The organism is Paenibacillus sp. FSL L8-0641, assembly GCF_038006265.1.
In the GTDB taxonomy this organism is placed as follows: Bacteria; Bacillota; Bacilli; order Paenibacillales; family Paenibacillaceae; genus Paenibacillus; species Paenibacillus polymyxa_D.
Genome location: NZ_JBBOUW010000001.1, coordinates 955001 through 974444, shown reverse-complemented (window position 1 = coordinate 974444; position 19444 = coordinate 955001). Strand labels below are relative to the sequence as shown.

Genomic DNA, 19444 nt, shown 5'->3' with positions numbered 1-19444 from the left:
ACTCCTTCAAATGATTGACCCTCCTAAGTCCTCCCTAACAGAGAGGATTCCATGGGGCTGCTCCCCCTGGACCTCTCAAGAGTCGGTCAGATGCGTAGGGTTGGGTGCTGCTTGGTGTATGGTTCGTGCTGTGAGTCGCGTGCTTTCCTTTGTGAATTGCGGGGCATTCCCGTAATTCACAAGGACACGCTTTGGTGCGTTGCCGCCTTCACGGCGGCGGGGGCACGTCCCGGGCTGTTTGCTTCGCAAAGGCGGGGACGTGCCGGGAAAGAAGTGAGCAGCGCCAACGGGCGGCTTACTTCTTTGCCCTTTGAGGCAGGCAGCTTTGCCTTGCCTGCTATTGAGCTTCGCTTCGCGGCTCAACCTTACAAGAGCAGGGTGACTTTTTACGAGTCACCGCTCCGCTAAAAACTCATGGCATGAAATAGTTATGCCATGAGTTTTTAACTGCCTTACCTATCCTCTTCTTGGTGGGAACCAAAGAGGTACAGGCACTGCTGCAATAATGCTGCATACCTGAGAAACGCAGCGGGTGGAAGGATTCTGGAGAAGCGAAAGCGATCGCCTTTGCAGCTGGATTCCAACCCTGTAAGGGATTATTTCAATCCAGGAATCCAGCGGCAACAGCGATCGTAAGAACCTTCCACACGCGGAGTAGCCCCCTCAGAACCGCATTATATGGCGCTAGTACCTCTTTTGTTCCCTATACTAACAACTACATCCGAACTTCTCTTCGCCTTTGAAATCTACCTGAGTCGGGTAATCATTATCGAAACAAGCTAGGCACAAGCCGCCTTTGTAATCCTGTTCGTTATATCCACCTACAGCGGCAATCAAACCCTCGGCGCTCATAAAGTAAAGCGAATCGGCGTTAATTTCCTCACGAATTTCCTCGACGGTTTTAGATGAAGCAATCAGTTCCCGGCGATCCGGCGTGTCAATACCGTAGAAGCACGGGTTTTTGAAAGGCGGCGAGGTAATACGTACATGTACCTCCAACGCTCCCGCATCACGCAGCATATTCACGATTCGACGGGATGTAGTGCCCCGGACGATAGAATCGTCGATCATAATGACTCGTTTACCTTCAACAACGCGGCGTACAGCGCTCAGCTTCATTTTCACACCCTGCTCGCGCAGCTCCTGACTCGGCTGAATGAAGGTACGTCCAGTGTATTTATTTTTAATCATGCCCAGCTCATAAGGAATACCTGTCTGCTCTGCATAACCAATCGCAGCCGAAATACTGGAGTCCGGTACACCGGTAACCAAATCTGCATCAACAAAAGCTTCCAGCGCCATCTGGCTGCCCATTCTTTTGCGTGCAGCATGAAGATTAGAACCATTCAAGTCACTGTCAGGCCGGGCAAAATAAATATATTCCATCGCACATAGCGCTTTACGGTGCTTTTCTTCCGTGTAACGATCTTCATGCAGTCCATTTTTGTCCAACACCAACAGCTCACCCGGTTCGATATCGCGCAGCAACTCTGCCCCAATCGTTTCCAGGGCACAAGACTCGGATGCGAACAGATAAGCATCTCCCAGTCTGCCCATCGTGATTGGACGCAGACCATTGGGGTCGGAAGCCACGAGCAGTTTGTCGTTGGTCATAATAAGGAAAGCAAACCCGCCGACAATACGCTTCAATGCATCCTTAGCGGCCTCCACCAAATCCTTGGACGATCGTGCGATCAAATGCGCAACTACTTCGGTATCGCTGGTCGTTTGAAAAATAGACCCGCCTTGCTCCAGCTCATGCCGAATTTGCAAAGCATTCACGATATTCCCGTTCGTAGCTACCGCTAGATCGCCATCACGATACTTGAACACCAAAGGCTGTGCATTCGTTAGCTTACTGTCTCCACTTGTCGAGTAGCGCACATGTCCTATGGCAATATCGCCTGTCAGCGAAGCCATCAAATCTTTATTGAATACTTCTTTTACAAGACCCATACCACGATGATAATGGAACTCGTCACCACTGCTCACACAGATGCCTGCACTTTCCTCCCCACGATGCTGGAGTGCATGCAATCCGTAATATGCTAGGGAAGCGGCATCGGAGTGTCTATACACACCGAATACGCCGCATTCCTCTTTTAATTTATCAAACAGCCCCTCTTTACCAGAGCCTTCATTATAATAATCTCCAGTCCACAACGTCCGTGCTGTTATTTCATCAGACATGGAATGACATCCTCCCAGATTTGCTTCAAACTGGCGACTGCCTCGTTCAAAGCGGGTTGTCCGTTCACCTCAACTGTCAATTGTGATCCTTCAACTTTTCCTAATACGGTAACTGGCACTTCCAAACCACGTAGATGTGCTTCCAGCGCAGACGCTTTATCCGGCGATGCAGATAACAAAATACGGGATTGGCTTTCGCTAAACAAAGCATGGTCAGGACGCAAAGTCGTTTCTACGTTGACCTGTGCTCCCAATCCGCCGCTAATCCCGGATTCCGCAAGCGCTACAGCCAATCCGCCCTCTGCCAAATCATGCGCAGATTGTACCAATCCGCCCTGAATCGCTCCCAGTACCGCAGTCAGCAGTTTTTTCTCTACGTTCAAATCCAGCTCAGGAGGGCGTCCCTCGGATACACCGTGTACGACAGCTTGGAACTCGCTGCCTCCCAGCTCGGCCTTCGTTTCCCCCACCAGGAAAATCACATCACCCTCGGCTTTGAAGCCTTGTGTCGTAATATGATCTGTATCATGTACCAGACCTACCATACCAACAACAGGGGTCGGATAGATGGAGCCTTTGGTATTTTCGTTGTACAAGCTGACATTACCCCCGATAACAGGTGTATCCAGTACACGGCAAGCTTCAGCCATACCATCTACGGCTTTTTCCATTTGCCAGAAAATATCCGGCTTTTCAGGGTTACCGAAGTTCAGGTTATCTGTAATCGCCAAAGGCTCGCCGCCAGAACATACAATGTTACGTGCTGCTTCGCTAACTGCAATCCGTCCGCCTACCTCTGGATCCAGGTATACATAACGTCCGTTACAATCTGTCGTCATGGCGAGCCCCTTACGAGTTCCACGCACGGTTACTACAGCTGCATCCGATCCCGGACGAACGGCTGTACTCGTGCGAACCATGTAGTCATACTGCTCGTATACCCATTTCTTACTAGCTACACTTGGTGAAGACAGCACCTTTTTCAGCGCACCGTTCAAATCTGTCACTTCTGCATAACGAAGTGTGTCAATAGCAGCATTTTGCTCATAATAAGCGGGGATTTCGGAAGGCTTGTCATAAATCGGGCATTCATCAACCAGTGCCGTCACTGGCATATCTCCGACCACTTCATTGTGATGGAACAAACGCAAACGACCGTCATCCGTCACTTTACCGACCTTGGCACAAATAACGCCCCAGCGCTCGAAAATTTCCAGTGCCTGTGCTTCATCCTTAGGCTCTACTACGAACAGCATCCGTTCTTGTGATTCGGACAGCATCATTTCATAAGGTGTCATACCCTCTTCACGCTGCGGTACCTGATCCAGATACAGCTCCAGGCCGTTGCCAGCCTTACTCGCCATCTCCGCGCTGGAGCAGGTGAGTCCTGCGGCACCCATATCCTGAATACCCAGCACAATACCACTGTCGATCAGTTCCAGACATGATTCCATAACCAGCTTCTCCATAAAAGGATCGCCTACTTGAACCGCAGTCCGGTTCGCTTCAGATTCTTCTGTCAGCTCAACCGATGCGAATGTCGCTCCGTGAATCCCATCACGACCTGTCGGTGGGCCCACATAGAACACCGGGTTACCGACCCCTTTAGCAACACCACGCTGGATTTTATCATGGTCAATCAGTCCGACACACATTGCATTAACGAGCGGGTTGCCTTCGTAGCTTTCATCAAATACAACCTCGCCACCTACAGTCGGAATACCGATACAGTTCCCGTAGCCCGCAATACCAGATACCACATGCTCGAACAAATATTTCACACGGTCGCTCTCCAGCTTGCCAAAACGCAGAGAGTTCAACACCGCAACGGGTCTTGCACCCATGGAGAAAATATCACGGATGATACCGCCTACCCCAGTCGCTGCCCCTTGAAAAGGCTCCACAGCCGACGGATGGTTATGGCTTTCGATTTTAAATACAACCGCTTGGTTATCACCGATATCTACAATGCCTGCGCCCTCGCCGGGTCCCATCAGCACTCGTGGACCGCTCGTTGGAAAACGACGCAATAACGGCTTGGAGTTTTTGTAAGCACAATGCTCTGACCACATGACACTGAATACACCAATCTCCGTATAATTCGGCTGACGTCCCATGAATTCACAGATCAACGCATATTCGCTATCCGACACACCCATCTGCTGGTACAGTTTATGCTCGGCAACCTGCTCTGCCGTTGGTTCCTTAGCGGACACTTGCTGCGCCATGTCGATCCCTCCATGCGTTCAAAATAGATGTAAACATACGTTTGCCGTCATCCGTTCCGAGCAATGCGTCCACCGCGCGTTCAGGGTGAGGCATCATGCCCAGCACGTTTCCTTGTTCATTACAAATCCCTGCGATATCCGTCATGGAACCGTTTGGATTATCTTTATACGTAAATACGATCTGGTTATTCGCCTGCAAGCGAGCCAGCGTCTCATCATCACAGTAATAGTTGCCTTCGCCGTGTGCGATCGGAATGACGATCTTTTCACCAGCAGCGTAATCTTTAGTAAAAGGTGTTTGGTTATTCGCAACCTGCAACACCGTATCCCGGCATAGGAATTTCATCGACAGATTACGGCGTAAAGCCCCTGGCAACAGACCGGCTTCGGTCAGAATTTGAAAACCGTTGCAAATACCCAAAATATATTTGCCCTCGGCAGCCGCTTTCGCAACTTCCTTCATCACCGGAGCAAACCGGGAAATCGCGCCGCAACGCAGGTAATCCCCGTAGGAGAAGCCTCCTGGAACAAGAATACAATCATAAGGCGACAGATCCGTCGCAGTATGCCAAACATAATCGACAGGTTCACCGACCGTGTCCTCTACCGCCTTATAGCAGTCAATATCACAGTTGGAGCCCGGAAAAACCAGAACTGCAAATTTCATGGAATTAGCCCTCCAGTTCGTAGCGGTAGTCTTCAATGACCGTGTTGGCCAACAGCTTTTCACACATCTCGATGACGCGCTTTTCAGCACTCTCGCGGTCTGTTGTATCCAGATTCAGTTCCATATACTTGCCAATTCTGACGCTGTCCACTTCTCCGAAACCCATAGAATGCAGTGCGCCTTGCACCGCAACCCCCTGCGGGTCCAAAACGCTTTGCTTAATCGTGACATAGACTGTTGCTTTCATCATGTTCCTTCAGTTCCTCCTCCGAATGAGTGAATCCTATTGGTTTAATTATGATTACTATTTACTGTGCCGTCAGACGCCGCCAAATATCCGTATATCTTGCAGTTGTTTCTTTTACGACCTCAGCCGGCAACGGATCGGGCTTGCTGTTCTTGTCCCAACCGGATGATGCCAAATAACTTCGTACCGGCTCCTTGTCCATGCTGTCAATTTCCACATCCAGCTCATACTTTTCCTGTGCCCAGAATCGGGATGAGTCCGGAGTGAAAATTTCGTCAATCAAAATAACCTTCCCGTTAACAAGACCAAACTCAAACTTGCAATCGGCTAAAATAATCCCCCGCTTTTCGCAGAAAGCACGTGCAAATTCGTACAACGCCAAACTCTTTTCCTCAAGCTCACCTGTTAGTTCAACCCCGACCAGTTCTTTCATTTGGTGAAGGGAAATGTCCTCGTCGTGTCCAACATCATTTTTTGCAGCTGGTGTAAATAAAGGCTTGGGAAAGCGCTCATTTTTACGTAGCCCCTCTGGCAATGGAATGCCGTTCACCTCACCGTTCTGCTCATACTGACGCCAGCCGCCTCCGGTAATATATCCGCGCACCACACACTCAATGTCGATGCGTTCAGCCTTCAGCGTGACCATGATCCGGTCCTTCAGCAACTCTTTATTCTGTTCGTCGATCACATGCCCGAGCTTGTTCACATCAGTGTGCACGACATGGTTTTCCAACAAGTCTTTCGTCTGCTCAAACCAGAAAGCGCTGAGCTTATTCAGCACATTTCCCTTTTCGGGCACGGGTGGCTCTAACACATAATCAAAAGCCGAAATTCGGTCTGTCACGACAATCAGAAAATGTTCTCCGAGATCATACAGTTCACGCACCTTGCCTTTGTACAAGAGCGGCGCATGGATCAGACCTTCGGCAGTAGACAATGACATTTCATTACACCTCTTTCATAGAAGTTGCCCCTCCTAAATCAACCTTTGCCCCTCCTAAATCCTCCCCTCAGGGAGAACCCCCAGGGCTGCTGCCCTCGGGACTCCCGCAAGGTTGGCTGGTGAGCCGGGTGAGGGCGTTTATTATGTGACTCGAGTGGTATGAGCGCGTTTCGCCGGATGAAGGCTTGTTGGCACAAGCTTTCATCCAGCAACGCTTTTACGTCGGTACAAAATAACGTTTTTACGCGTATGCCGCCGCAATACCATTCGGCCCGTGGCCGTAGCACGGCATGCCGTGCAGCGAGCATTGGGCTTCACCCAGTTGTGCGCATGTGTTACGCTGCGCACGGATACGGTGGCTCAAGGCTTCACTTCTTGAGCCTGCGCGTTCTCGGGAGGGCAGCGGGCTGTTTGCTGCGCAAATTCGGCAGCCCTCCCGAGAACGTTGCTCAGCGATAGCAAAAGCAGTGGAACACGCTTTTCCATCGCTCTTGGGGTGGTGCGGCATCTTATGTGCCGCACCTTCCCAAGTTCTGCTCCCACACGAAGGTTGGTGCTGGAAGCAGCGGGGCGGACGGAATCGTTCTGGAGAAGCGTTAGCGCTTGCCTTTGCCTCTGGATTCCAACCTTTGCAGGTTTTCCAATTCAGGAATCCAGGGGCAACAGCAATCGGAAGAATGATCCGTTTGCGGAGCGGCCTCACCACGCAGCAACCTTCCCTCCTACTCCCCTAATCCCAGCTTTTTGAAGATCGTATCCACGTTCTTCAGATGCCAGGCTGGGTTAAAAGCATCCTCGATTTCGTCTGCGCTGAGCACGGCAGTAATTTCCGGGGTGGCCTCGACGATATCGCGGAACTGGCGTTGCTCTTCCCACGCCTGCATAGCACGCGGCTGCACGGTATCGTAGGCTTTTTCACGACTAAAACCTTTATCGATCAGCTTCGTCATAATACGACCGGAGAACGGTACGCCGTACGTACGCGCCATATTGCGCTTCATATTTTCAGGGAAGACCGTCAGATTTTTCACGATATTGCCAAAGCGGTTCAGCATGTAGTTCAACAGCATCGTGGCATCCGGCAGAATAATGCGTTCTACGGAAGAATGCGAAATGTCGCGTTCATGCCATAGGGTTACGTTCTCATACGCCGATACCATATGCCCGCGAATCACACGTGCCAGACCGGAGATGTTTTCACTTCCGATCGGATTGCGTTTATGCGGCATCGCGGAAGATCCTTTTTGACCCTTGGCAAAGGCTTCCTCCACCTCACGGAATTCACTCTTTTGCAGAGCACGGACTTCTGTAGCAAATTTGTCCAACGATGTGGCGATCAACGCTAACGTTGCCATGTATTCGGCATGACGGTCGCGCTGTAGCGTCTGTGTAGAAATCGGTGCAGGCTTGGTACCCAGCTTGCGGCATACAAATTCTTCTACAGACGGGTCAATGTTGGCGTATGTCCCAACTGCACCGGACATTTTACCGTATTGTACTTGGTCAGCGGCAAAACGAAAGCGTTCCAGATTGCGCTTCATTTCCTCGTACCACAATCCCATCTTCAGTCCGAATGTGGTCGGCTCGGCATGCACTCCATGTGTACGTCCCATCATTGGTGTATGCTTGTAAGCCAATGCCTTTTCCTTCAAAATTTCAATAAAATTCAAGATATCGCGTTCCAGGATTTCATTCGCCTGCTTTAACAGGTAGCCCAGTGCCGTATCAACTACGTCTGTAGAGGTTAGACCGTAATGTACCCATTTGCGCTCATCTCCAAGACTTTCAGACACCGTGCGAGTAAAAGCAATAACATCATGTCTTGTCTCCTGCTCAATTTCATATATCCGTTCAATATCAAAACTTGCATTCTTACGTAGAGCCACAGTATCCTCTTTTGGAATAACCCCTAATTCCGCCCAAGCTTCACAGGCACACAGCTCTACTTCCAGCCACGCTTTAAATTTATTTTCTTCCGTCCAAATCGCTCTCATTTCCGGTCTGCTATAGCGTTCGATCATGACTATTTATCCCCCCAAATATTGGTTTGTTCAATCCATTCCAGCGCTTGTTCCGCATCCTGGCACAGTAGATTAATATGTCCCATCTTTCGGCCTGGCTTGGCTTCACTTTTTCCATACAAATGCAGCTTGGGTACAACATCCAACCTTTCAGCTTCAACATCCGATTGCACAAACCGCCGAACCACATCCTCCAAATGCTCACCTAGCACATTGACCATCACGACGGAAGTCAGCAGCTTCGTGCTGCCCAAGGGTAAACCGCAAATCGCACGTATGTGCTGCTCGAATTGCGACGTGGCGCATGCCTCCATCGTGTAATGACCGGAGTTATGCGGTCGTGGTGCCAACTCATTAACGTACAATTGTCCGTCTTCGGTGACAAACATCTCCACAGCGAGCAGTCCCACCGCACCCAGCGACTCTGCCACAGCCAGCGCTAACTTTCGCGCTTCCTCCTGAACAGGTTCTGGCACGCGCGCAGGTACAATCGACGTGTGCAAAATGTTGTTCACGTGAATGTTTTCCGCAGGTGGAAAGGCTTTAGCTTCACCGTTCGTGCTGCGAGCTACAATCACCGAGATTTCGCAGCGAAAACGAATGAACTGTTCCAATACCAGTTCCGCACCGTCTCCTGCCAATTGTTCGTAGGCAGCTAAGGCTTCCTCCGGTTGGCGAATGACCACTTGTCCCTTGCCATCATAACCACCGACTGCTGTCTTGAGCACACACGGTACACCCAGTTCAGCTACCGCTTGGGCCATATCCGCAGGACTACTAATTTCACGATACGGAGCGACAGGGACACCAGCAGCTTCAATAGAACGCTTTTCACGAAGACGATGCTGTGTTGTGTACAAAAGACTGCTGCCTTGCGGCACGCTGGATTCCTGTTCCAAAAGTGCAGCCACATCTGCGTCCACATTTTCAAACTCATACGTGATCACATCGCACCGACCAGCCAACTCTCTGGCCGCAAGCTCATCATCATAGGCAGCACGGATTTGTTCTGACACCTGTCCACACGGGCTATCAGGTGCAGGGTCCAGCGTCACAAAACGATATCCTAGGTTTGTCCCTGCTAGCACAAGCATTCTGCCCAGCTGTCCGCCTCCTAGAAGTCCAATCGTTGTACCTGGAGGACGGATGCGACCTGCAGATTCACATGCCTCATTCATAGTGAGTCACTGCCTTCCAGCACCTCATCACGGATACGGTCGCGTCTTGCCACAACCCGCTGACTTATCTTTTCGTCAAAAGCGCCTAATATTTGTGCGGCCAGCAGCCCTGCATTCGTAGCGCCTGCCTTACCGATTGCCACAGTGGCAACCGGAATACCACCCGGCATCTGCACAATGGAGAGCAAGGAGTCTAGACCATTCAGAGCCTTCGACTGGACAGGCACACCAATGACTGGCAAGGATGTCTTCGCAGCCACCATCCCTGGCAAATGCGCTGCCCCACCCGCTCCAGCAATAATGACCTTTAATCCACGCCCGGCGGCCTCTTCTGCAAAACGAAACATTAAATCCGGTGTACGATGGGCTGAAACTACCTTTTTCTCATATCCGATTTCAAGCTCGTCCAGCACAGCACATGCATGCTGCATGGTGTCCCAGTCTGATGTGCTGCCCATAATGACAGCGACCTGCACTGACATGTCCTTCACTCCCTGTTTATCAATAAGCGCCAAAAATCCGGCACTCGAAAATAACGTTATTTTCAAGACACCGGACTACGAAAAAACAAACGACAGAGCCTCTTAAAGGCAAGCCAAAAGCAAGCCTCTTCCACCGCATCCAATGCGGCTTCAGCCGTATGTCTCCCGTAGTCCGGAAATTTAAGGTTTCCAGGTAGAAACTTCCGGGCCATATCCCCGGCATTATACGAGTTAGCATTGTGCCTATTCCATACCCGACGATATTCTTTACAAGTATGATCGCGGTCTGTTTCGGCTCAAACATGTGTACCTTATTAAATTGTACCTAAAGTTCATTTTTTATCGACAATACACTTCCTAGTTTAACAATTCCCTACACCTTATGTCAACTTGAAAACGAACATTACAATAATCATGCAATAGAATGTTCGTGTTTAACAAAATCAACACCCTTATATACCCACAGGTCAGGACTATTGTATTACGTTTAGCTATCTATTACCTATCCTGATAACAGCGAGCGTACCGCATTCCACTGACAAAAATAAAAGTCGGCACTCCCTATACAGGCAGTAAACCGACTTTTACTTTCTTATTCAGTTATTTTACGACCAGCACAGGAATACGCGCATGCTGCACCACATTGTGGCTTACGCTACCCAATACAAATTCACGGATACCACCTAAACCGCGGCTACCGATCACAATCACATCGAAGCCATTCTCATTGGCATAATCCAAAATGACTTCGGCTGGTGAACCTTGAATGAGCTCCACCTTGGCATCTACACCTTGCTCAGCAAGCCGCTTTTTAACTTCTTCGGTAGTTTGTTCGGCCAAATCGTAATATTCTTTATTTATCGAAGCCGGAATTGGCGCCAAACCTTCGCCCATAAAAATCCGTGGAAAATCAAATGCGGTTACCACCTCAAGCTGCGAGGACGATGATGTCTTGACTAATTCGGCTGCCTTCAGCAAAGCCTTGTTGGATGCATCCGAACCGTCATAAGCAAGCAATACTTTTGAAAATAGCATAATACGCACCTCTTCCTCATTCGGTTTGTTGATTCAAAGCCTGAAATATGTACTCCTGTTGTTGTTCATTCCATGACATCACTGGATGGCTGGAATAGTCTTCTCACTCATCATTAAACTTCCCTATGAGAAGCTAAACTCCTCGCCTTACCTTAAAAAATAACCATACAACAATGCGTTCATGAATAGCAACGCCGGAATACCTAATCTGAAACTCATATGCCGTGTTTTATGGCGTTTACGGTACATGGCTATTAGCACGCCTAAGGCTCCCCCGATCAGGGCCAGGAAAAACAACGTCCGTTCAGGTACACGATCACGATGTTTACGTGCTCTCTTTTTATCTTCCGACATTACCAGATAGCCTACTGCATTGATAAACAGCAGCCATACCAACAAGCCTGTCTGCAATGTCTCTCCCCCTTTTGCACACCGTACCAAGTTCAGGTATTAGGCCTTATATATCGTTCTCCCCTCATTATAACCCCACCCCTTTTACAGAAACAACGCCTCCCTTGACTTGGATAGCGTTTTTGCGGAAATAGTAAGGTGGCATAAGGGCGATCCCCGAGTGCATCTATTTCGTCTTAAAGGAGGAACTGCAATGGAAAGCACCCATGAATACGTTGAAAAGCTGCGAGAAAATGCTAAAAAGGCAGAACGCAACCGTAAACAAGGAAAAGGAACTCCCAGCGCCAGCCTGCCGACAAAACAGCATAGCAAAAACCCCTGATCATGGGATCTGTATTCAGCTGTAGAACCATGTTATTAACGTAAAATATCAACTTTACCTTGTCGTTCTCATTGAATGAAGTTAAAGGTAAACTCAGTTGTTCACCTTTCAACAAAAACAACAAGCAGACTCCTTATGAGATTTCTGCTTGTTGTTTTGTTTTTGCAAACATTTTTTATTCAGCCGTGGTCTTTACCTTAAACAACCGACTGTTCATCTTACTACATACACCCACCATACAATAATAAGGCGGTTACATTGATAATGGATTGGTTTTAAAGTTATATTTTCTAACATAGATATTGACTAAAAACATTTTTACACTCTATAATTCGTGATATTAACTTAATCCGACAAAATATTTGTCAGTTAATCTATCATCATATTTGAGGTTTAAGATTGGAGAGGAGCTTTATATGACTAACATGAAAAAAATGACGATGATTCCCCTGTTGGCCAGCTTTATTCTCGGAGGTACCTTATGGAGTGGTGGATTTACCGCCAACGCTGCGGCAGCAGCTACAACCAGCACAACTGCACCTACTTCTACCACTATAACTTCGGACAAATCCGAAAAACCACAAACCAATCATTTACCCAATATTAAAATACTTGCCACGGGAGGGACCATTGCAGGATCATCTGCCGTCAACACGGATACAACCGGCTACAAAGCAGGCGCGTTGGGAGTGGAAACTCTAATCAATGCCGTTCCTGAGATGAAAAGTATTGCAAATGTCAGTGGTGAGCAAGTTGTTAATGTAGGTAGCCCCGATGTTAATAATGAGATCCTCTTAAAACTTGCCAAGCGCACCAATGAACTGCTTGCCAAAGACGATGTAGATGGCATTGTCATTACACATGGTACAGATACATTAGAAGAAACAGCTTATTTCCTCAATCTTGTTATCAAAAGCGATAAGCCAGTAGTTGTCGTTGGCTCCATGCGTCCAGCTACTGCCATCAGTGCCGATGGTCCCTTCAACCTCTATAATGCAGTGAAAGTCGCCGGGGCTTCGGCCTCTAAAGGTCAGGGCGTACTCGTCCTGCTGAACGACCGTATCGGTGCAGCAAGATACATCACCAAAACGAACACAACAGCAGTCGATACGTTCAAATCTGTGGAGCAGGGATACCTTGGAGCTGTTGTGGGCGATCAAGTGTACTACTACAACAAATCCACACACAAGCATACGACTTCTTCTGTATTCGACATCTCTAACCTGACTCAACTGCCACAAGTAGATATTTTATACGAATATCAAAACAATGGTCGCTATCTGTATGATGCAGCCGTAGCAGCTGGTGCCAAGGGTATTGTCGTAGCTGGTTCCGGTAATGGTTCCTTGTCCAAGACCTCCTCAGAAGGCGCAGAGGCCGCAGGTAAAAAAGGAATAATCATTGCCCGCTCCAGCCGCGTGGGAAGTGGAGTGGTATCACCGTCAACAAAAGACGCGGCATCGAACTTTGTATCGACCGATTCACTCAATCCGCAAAAAGCACGGATTTTGCTCATGCTTGCTTTGACCCAAACACACGATGTTAACCAAATTCAATCCTTCTTTAATGAATACTAAGAACATTTATCCCAAATCAAATAAATACAACATCCTTATTATGAAAAAGAAGCAGCGATTACGGTTGATCACCGTAACTGCTGCTTTTTTTGCAAGACAAGTCTAGCATTAATAACTACTTCATCTAATATCCAATCGTCTTGGTTCTATACAGTAATCCATCGTCCCTCCCACGCAGCATCAAGACTGCTGTTTGGGAATCCCATTCAAGCTTGGAGGATATTTCGCTTGCTTCTCTGGATGAGCAGCAATTTCCTCCTCCAGTATGCTTGATTTATTTTGCTGATTATTGATTTTAAGCGGTTTATGTTTGGGCATAAATACTCACCTCCTCGGATTACCATGCCAAGGAGTGATCGTTTTTATACCGACATGCACCTACTGATTATGTTGACTGCAGCACTTTTGGTCATCCGTTATTTGCCCTGCTTTTGTTCCATCGCTGCTTTTAGCAAATCACCCAAACTGGAGCCAAAAGATTCCTGCTTTTCAAATTGTCTTACTAGCTTTTGCTGTTCCCGTTTGTTTACCCGTTGCTTGTCCTTATCCAACGTCTCGGTAATTCCGCAGGGCAGGCATCTTACATACAATCCTGCTTTGCCCTCTTTCATTTCCATTTTCTTATGACACTGCGGGCAACGTCGATTGGACAAACGTTTTTCCCCTGAACGACGGTAACCGCAATCCGCACTTGGACATACAAGGAACTTACCTTTCTTGCCCTTCTTCTCCAATAGCTTTGTACCACAATCTGGACAATGACTATTCGTCACATTATGAGGCTTGTACTCCGCACTGCTATTTTTCACAGTGGAAACCAGTTCTTTCGCCATAGCACGAATAGAATTCAAAAACGGTTCCGGTTGTCCTTGACCACGAGCAATCCGTTCCAGCTCCGCTTCCCAACGTGCCGTCAGCTCAGGCGTTCGAAGCTGTGGAGCTGCCAGTTCAATCAGTTGCTTACCTTTCCCGGTTGGATGCATCACGTTCCCCTGACGCTCAATCGTATCCGAGCTGACAAGCTTTTCAATCAGATCGGCACGAGTAGCAGGAGTACCCAGTCCATGCTTTTCCATCTGAGCGAGCAGGGCTGCTTCCGTATACCGCTTCGGCGGCATCGTTCGCCCAGCTCGTACAAGACAACGCTGTAACCGGACGGAATCTCCTTTTTGCAGCTCAGGTAAAATAACGCCCCGTCCATTGTTTTCCCGATCCTCTGCTTCTTCATCATCCATATCATAATGGTTCGCGTCATATACAGCACGCCATCCGCTATCTTTTACCGTTGTGCCTTTTACGTGAAACGTCTCCTGCTCCACCGTAACTGATACGGCTACAGCATCATAACGTGCAGGTGGATAGAATAGACTGATAAACCGTCGTGCAATCAGATCATACAGCTTACGTTCTTCCGGGCTTAACTGATTAAGTAATAATGTCTGCTCAGTAGGAATAATCGCATGATGATCCGTAACTTTACTGTCATCCACAATTCGCTTTGTGATCGGCAGGTTGTTACGCAATAGCGGGCGTGCCAAGGAAGCATACGGACCTACTGCTACACTACTGAGCCTTTCCTTAAGGGTATCCACCATATCGGATGTCAGATAACGGCTGTCCGTACGTGGATAGGTCACCAGCTTATGCTGCTCATACAGACGCTGAAGCAGATTGGACGTCTGTTTGGCCGAAAAGCCGTAACGTTGGTTAGCATCTCTTTGCAGCTCCGTTAAATCATACGCCAGCGGGTGAGGCTCGTTCTTTTCGCTCTTTTTAACACTGGCAACTGTGCCTTTGGCCCCCTCAAGCCTACGGCGCAAAGTCTCTGCTTGAGTACGGTCAAACATGCGTGAATCCCCGTTTTCTGCCCGCCAAGTTGCCTGAAAATCGCCGAAGTCCGCCGTCAAAGTATCATATTCCTGAGAACGGAATTCGGTAATTTCTTTCTCACGCTCCATAATCATCCCCAGCGTTGGTGTCTGCACTCTTCCAGCCGAAAGTTGGGCGTTATAACGACAAGTCAACGCGCGAGTTACATTGAGACCAATCATCCAGTCTGCTTCAGCTCTACAGCGAGCCGATTCATATAAACGATCAAACTGCTGACCAGGCAATAGCTTTGCGAAACCTGCCTTAATCGCCTTGTCTGTCTGTGAGGAGATCCATAAGCGTCGGAAGGGCTTTTTCCAGTTTGCCATTTGAATGATCCAGCGTGCCAACAATTCTCCTTCGCGAGCAGCATCTGTTGCCACGATAAGCTCTCCAATGTCCTGCCGCTTCATGAGTTGCTGCACAGCTTTGAACTGATGATTACTTTCACGCAGTACCTTTAACTTTGAACTCTTCGGAAGAATAGGCAGATCCTCCAAATTCCAAGTCGCATACTTAGAATCGTAATCCTCCGGCTCTGCTAAGCCGACCAAATGTCCCAGTGCCCACGTCACTACGTACTGGGGTCCTTCTATATAACTTTTATGCTTCTCGCGGCTACCCATCACACGTGCTATCTCTCTGGCCACGGATGGTTTTTCTGCTAATACCAATACCTTCATGTTACGCTCCTTTCTCTCATAGTGTTAATTATACCATCCTGCCATGATCCGATAAATTCTAATGCAACGGCTCTTATTAACATGTTCGTACATACTATTGCAATTGCTTTACACCGCTTAGGACCAGCTTACAAATCAGGCACACTCCATTTTAATAGCAGACCTGCATAGGTAAGTCCTCCCCCAAATCCATATAACAACACATGTTGTCCATACCGTAAACGTCCATCATCCAAACCACACTGCAAAGCCAACGGGATGGATGCCGCCGATGTATTGCCATACAATTCTACGCTTGTCAGCGTTTTTTCCAAAGGTACTGTACTTCTTTCACATATGGACTCGATCATTCTCAAATTAGCACTATGAGGTACAAACCAGTCAAGATCCTCTTTCTGCATATTTGCCTTATCCAATAATCGTTCGATTCCCGTTGGAACAGAGCGAACAGCCCATTTATAAACCTCACGTCCATTTTGAGCAATAAATCCATGGTCTTGCAGCTTCTCTCCATCCAAATGATCAGATAATCCCACTCGGTAAAGATGTGCTCCCCCATGCCCATAAGTACCTATATCTGAAGTTAAAAATGATCCTTCATCCTCGTCATATTCAACAAGCGCAACCCCTGCACCATCTCCAAAAAGTATACACGTCGTCCGATCCGTATAATCTGTAATTTTGGACAACGTTTCGGCTCCCACTACTAGCACCTTACGATGCAGACCACCCGTAATAAGGCCATTTGCCAAATGAAGTCCATAGGAAAAACCTGCACATGCTGCACTAATATCCATTGACCCTGTATTCGGAATATCAAAATGAGCCTGAATACGTGAAGCCGTGCTCGGAAAGTAGTAATCAGGTGTACTCGTCGCTACAATGATCATCTCAACATCGTTTATATTTACGTCATACAGGTTAATCATACGTGTAATAGCTTGTATGCATAAATCAGATACATATTGATCTTCAGCCGCAATGCGTCTTTCATGCATACCCGTTCTCTGTACAATCCACTCGTTACTGGTATCCACAAGCTTCTCCAAGTCAGCGTTCGTCAAAATCCGTTCAGGTACATAAGTGCCAAAGGCCGTAAGCTTAGCTTTTGAATTCAACAATCTGATCACTCTCCTTTGTAATCCTTATTCACATTATAACACCAGATACTAATACCTGGTACTAAATTATTTTAAAACCGTCTTCTTATTACTAGTTAATATCCACTTATCCAGTTAAACTTATAACAAGCTCAATTTAAATAAAATCCCACTGCCTTTTAACGCAAAAAAAGACCATGATCTTATGAAGATCATAGTCTCTTTTGCTTGTTGCTTGGCGACGTCCTACTCTCCCAGGACCCTGCGGTCCAAGTACCATCGGCGCTGGAGGGCTTAACGGTCGTGTTCGGGATGGGTACGTGTGGAACCCCTCCGCTATCGCCACCAAACATGAATTTGCTATGCAAATTCTATCGTACGGTTATTCACTTCACGACATATCGTGTGAACGAATAGCCATGCATTTGTTGTATGTCACTTGTACATACCTTCAAGGTTACACCCTGAAAACTGGATCCGAAACTTATTGCGTTTTATCTTAGGATAAGCCCTCGACCGATTAGTATTGGTCAGCTCCATGCATTACTGCACTTCCACCCCCAACCTATCTACCTCGTCGTCTTCAAGGGGTCTTACATACTGGGAAATCTCATCTTGAGGGGGGCTTCACGCTTAGATGCTTTCAGCGCTTATCCCTTCCGTACATAGCTACCCAGCGGTGCTCCTGGCGGAACAACTGGTACACCAGCGGTACGTCCATCCCGGTCCTCTCGTACTAAGGACAGCTCCTCTCAAATTTCCTACGCCCACGACAGATAGGGACCGAACTGTCTCACGACGTTCTGAACCCAGCTCGCGTACCGCTTTAATGGGCGAACAGCCCAACCCTTGGGACCTACTTCAGCCCCAGGATGCGATGAGCCGACATCGAGGTGCCAAACCTCCCCGTCGATGTGGACTCTTGGGGGAGATAAGCCTGTTATCCCCAGGGTAGCTTTTATCCGTTGAGCGATGGCCCTTCCATGCGGTACCACCGGATCACTAAGCCCGACTTTCGTCCCTGCTCGACTTGTAGGTCTCGCAGTCAAGCTCCCTTCTGCCTTTGCACTCTTCGAATGATTTCCAACCATTCTGAGGGAACCTTGGGGCGCCTCCGTTACTCTTTAGGAGGCGACCGCCCCAGTCAAACTGCCCACCTGACACTGTCCTCGCACCGGTTCACGGTACCAAGTTAGAACCTAGATACGATCAGGGTGGTATCCCAAGGATGCCTCCCTTCAAGCTGGCGCTCAAAGTTCTACGGCTCCCACCTATCCTGTACAGATCGTACCCAAATTCAATATCAAGCTGCAGTAAAGCTCCATGGGGTCTTTCCGTCTTGTCGCGGGTAACCTGCATCTTCACAGGTATTAAAATTTCACCGGATCTCTCGTTGAGACAGCGCCCAAGTCGTTACGCCATTCGTGCGGGTCAGAATTTACCTGACAAGGAATTTCGCTACCTTAGGACCGTTATAGTTACGGCCGCCGTTTACTGGGGCTTCGGTTCATAGCTTCGCCCCGAAGGGCTTACCACTCCCCTTAACCTTCCAGCACCGGGCAGGCGTCAGCCCGTATACTTCGCCTTGCGGCTTCGCACAGACCTGTGTTTTTGCTAAACAGTCGCTTGGGCCTTTTCACTGCGGCCCCCTCGGGCTATTCACCCTACCGAGGCACCCCTTCTCCCGAAGTTACGGGGTCATTTTGCCGAGTTCCTTAACGAGAGTTCTTCCGCGCGCCTTAGAATTCTCTTCTCGCCTACCTGTGTCGGTTTGCGGTACGGGCACCTTCTCCTGGCTAGAGGCTTTTCTTGGCAGTCTGAGATCATGACCTTCGCTACTACAATTTTCGCTCCCCATCACAGCCCAGCCTTACGATGTGCGGATTTGCCTACACATCAGCCTCACTGCTTAGACGGACATCCATCAGTCCGCGTCACTACCCTACTGCGTCACCCCATCGCTCATAGCGGATTACGGTGGTACAGGAATTTCGACCTGTTGTCCTTCGACTACGCCTATCGGCCTCGCCTTAGGTCCCGACTTACCCTGAGCGGACGAACCTTCCTCAGGAACCCTTAGGCTTTCGGCGGATCTGATTCTCACAGATCTTTTCGTTACTCATACCGGCATTCTCACTTGAATGCAGTCCAGCGCTCCTTACGGTACACCTTCAACCCGCATTCAACGCTCCCCTACCCCTGATGCAAGCATCAAGCCATAGCTTCGGTGGTGTGTTTAGCCCCGTTACATTTTCGGCGCAGAGTCACTCGACCAGTGAGCTATTACGCACTCTTTCAATGGTGGCTGCTTCTAAGCCAACATCCTGGTTGTCTGTGCAACTCCACATCCTTTCCCACTTAACACACACTTGGGGACCTTAGCTGATGGTCTGGGCTGTTTCCCTTTCGACAATGGATCTTAGCACTCACTGTCTGACTCCCGGAACTAAATCTATGGCATTCGGAGTTTGACTGAGCTTGGTAACCCTTG

Annotated in this window: 16 protein-coding genes, 2 rRNA genes and 1 riboswitch (1 of these 19 only partly in view); of the genes, 2 read left to right on the top strand and 16 right to left on the bottom strand. The window is 48.5% G+C overall.

Annotated elements, in window-relative coordinates:
• Positions 1 to 708: 708 nt before the first annotated feature.
• The 11 genes from purF to MKY16_RS04265 form a co-directional block, all read right to left on the bottom strand.
• Positions 709 to 2190 carry an amidophosphoribosyltransferase gene (purF, locus tag MKY16_RS04315; protein WP_029516033.1) on the bottom strand — a complete coding sequence of 494 codons (1482 nt, stop codon included), beginning with the start codon at positions 2188 to 2190 and terminating at the stop codon, positions 709 to 711.
• A complete protein-coding gene (gene purL, locus MKY16_RS04310; RefSeq protein ID WP_039272360.1) occupies positions 2175 to 4418 on the bottom strand; it encodes a phosphoribosylformylglycinamidine synthase subunit PurL in 2244 nt (747 codons plus the stop codon). The genes purF and purL overlap by 16 nt, the downstream gene beginning before the upstream one ends.
• Positions 4396 to 5085, bottom strand: coding sequence for a phosphoribosylformylglycinamidine synthase subunit PurQ (purQ, locus tag MKY16_RS04305; RefSeq protein ID WP_029516035.1), 690 nt, complete (start codon positions 5083 to 5085; stop codon positions 4396 to 4398). Before purQ ends, purL begins: the two co-directional genes overlap by 23 nt.
• 4 nt (positions 5086 to 5089) lie before the next feature.
• Positions 5090 to 5335 (bottom strand): phosphoribosylformylglycinamidine synthase subunit PurS, encoded by a 246-nt coding sequence (purS, locus tag MKY16_RS04300; protein ID WP_007428837.1) that lies wholly within the window; start codon positions 5333 to 5335, stop codon positions 5090 to 5092.
• Between the two features lie 58 nt (positions 5336 to 5393).
• Positions 5394 to 6275, bottom strand: coding sequence for a phosphoribosylaminoimidazolesuccinocarboxamide synthase (locus MKY16_RS04295; RefSeq protein ID WP_322252437.1), 882 nt, complete (start codon positions 6273 to 6275; stop codon positions 5394 to 5396).
• A gap of 241 nt (positions 6276 to 6516) precedes the next feature.
• On the bottom strand, positions 6517 to 6981 hold the full coding sequence (locus MKY16_RS04290; RefSeq protein WP_340954262.1) for a hypothetical protein: 465 nt from the start codon (positions 6979 to 6981) through the stop codon (positions 6517 to 6519).
• Between the two features lie 16 nt (positions 6982 to 6997).
• Positions 6998 to 8296 (bottom strand): adenylosuccinate lyase, encoded by a 1299-nt coding sequence (purB, locus tag MKY16_RS04285; protein ID WP_340884366.1) that lies wholly within the window; start codon positions 8294 to 8296, stop codon positions 6998 to 7000.
• Between the two features lie 2 nt (positions 8297 to 8298).
• The gene (purK, locus tag MKY16_RS04280; RefSeq protein WP_165150836.1) at positions 8299 to 9474 is read right to left on the bottom strand and encodes a 5-(carboxyamino)imidazole ribonucleotide synthase; all 1176 of its coding nucleotides are present in this window, start codon (positions 9472 to 9474) and stop codon (positions 8299 to 8301) included.
• Complete coding sequence (purE, locus tag MKY16_RS04275; RefSeq protein ID WP_014279837.1) at positions 9471 to 9956, bottom strand: 5-(carboxyamino)imidazole ribonucleotide mutase; 486 nt, start codon at positions 9954 to 9956, stop codon at positions 9471 to 9473. The genes purK and purE overlap by 4 nt, the downstream gene beginning before the upstream one ends.
• Before the next feature lie 148 nt (positions 9957 to 10104).
• Positions 10105 to 10206, bottom strand: a riboswitch (purine riboswitch).
• A gap of 350 nt (positions 10207 to 10556) precedes the next feature.
• Complete coding sequence (locus tag MKY16_RS04270) at positions 10557 to 10991, bottom strand: universal stress protein (protein WP_029516040.1); 435 nt, start codon at positions 10989 to 10991, stop codon at positions 10557 to 10559.
• Positions 10992 to 11138: 147 nt separating this feature from the next.
• Positions 11139 to 11402, bottom strand: coding sequence for a DUF1294 domain-containing protein (locus MKY16_RS04265; protein WP_025719814.1), 264 nt, complete (start codon positions 11400 to 11402; stop codon positions 11139 to 11141).
• Between the two features lie 193 nt (positions 11403 to 11595).
• Between MKY16_RS04265 and MKY16_RS04260 the strand changes: the two genes are divergently transcribed.
• Together MKY16_RS04260 and MKY16_RS04255 are read left to right on the top strand one after the other, a co-directional pair.
• A complete protein-coding gene (locus MKY16_RS04260; RefSeq protein WP_013369463.1) occupies positions 11596 to 11724 on the top strand; it encodes a DUF4023 family protein in 129 nt (42 codons plus the stop codon).
• Positions 11725 to 12140: 416 nt separating this feature from the next.
• Positions 12141 to 13301: a type II asparaginase gene (locus MKY16_RS04255; RefSeq protein WP_165150835.1), complete on the top strand. Its 1161-nt coding sequence runs from the start codon at positions 12141 to 12143 to the stop codon at positions 13299 to 13301.
• A 180-nt stretch (positions 13302 to 13481) separates the two neighbouring features.
• Here MKY16_RS04255 and MKY16_RS04250 read toward each other — a convergent pair whose 3' ends face one another.
• The 5 genes from MKY16_RS04250 to MKY16_RS04230 all read right to left on the bottom strand — a co-directional run.
• A complete protein-coding gene (locus MKY16_RS04250) occupies positions 13482 to 13619 on the bottom strand; it encodes a hypothetical protein (RefSeq protein WP_016819760.1) in 138 nt (45 codons plus the stop codon).
• Positions 13620 to 13717: 98 nt separating this feature from the next.
• Positions 13718 to 15853, bottom strand: coding sequence for a DNA topoisomerase III (locus MKY16_RS04245; RefSeq protein WP_340954258.1), 2136 nt, complete (start codon positions 15851 to 15853; stop codon positions 13718 to 13720).
• Between the two features lie 128 nt (positions 15854 to 15981).
• Positions 15982 to 16974 carry a ketoacyl-ACP synthase III gene (locus MKY16_RS04240; RefSeq protein WP_029516043.1) on the bottom strand — a complete coding sequence of 331 codons (993 nt, stop codon included), beginning with the start codon at positions 16972 to 16974 and terminating at the stop codon, positions 15982 to 15984.
• A gap of 212 nt (positions 16975 to 17186) precedes the next feature.
• Positions 17187 to 17303: ribosomal RNA gene (rrf, locus tag MKY16_RS04235) — 5S ribosomal RNA — on the bottom strand.
• A gap of 150 nt (positions 17304 to 17453) precedes the next feature.
• A 23S ribosomal RNA gene (locus tag MKY16_RS04230) occupies positions 17454 to 19444 on the bottom strand; it runs 936 nt beyond the window's last position.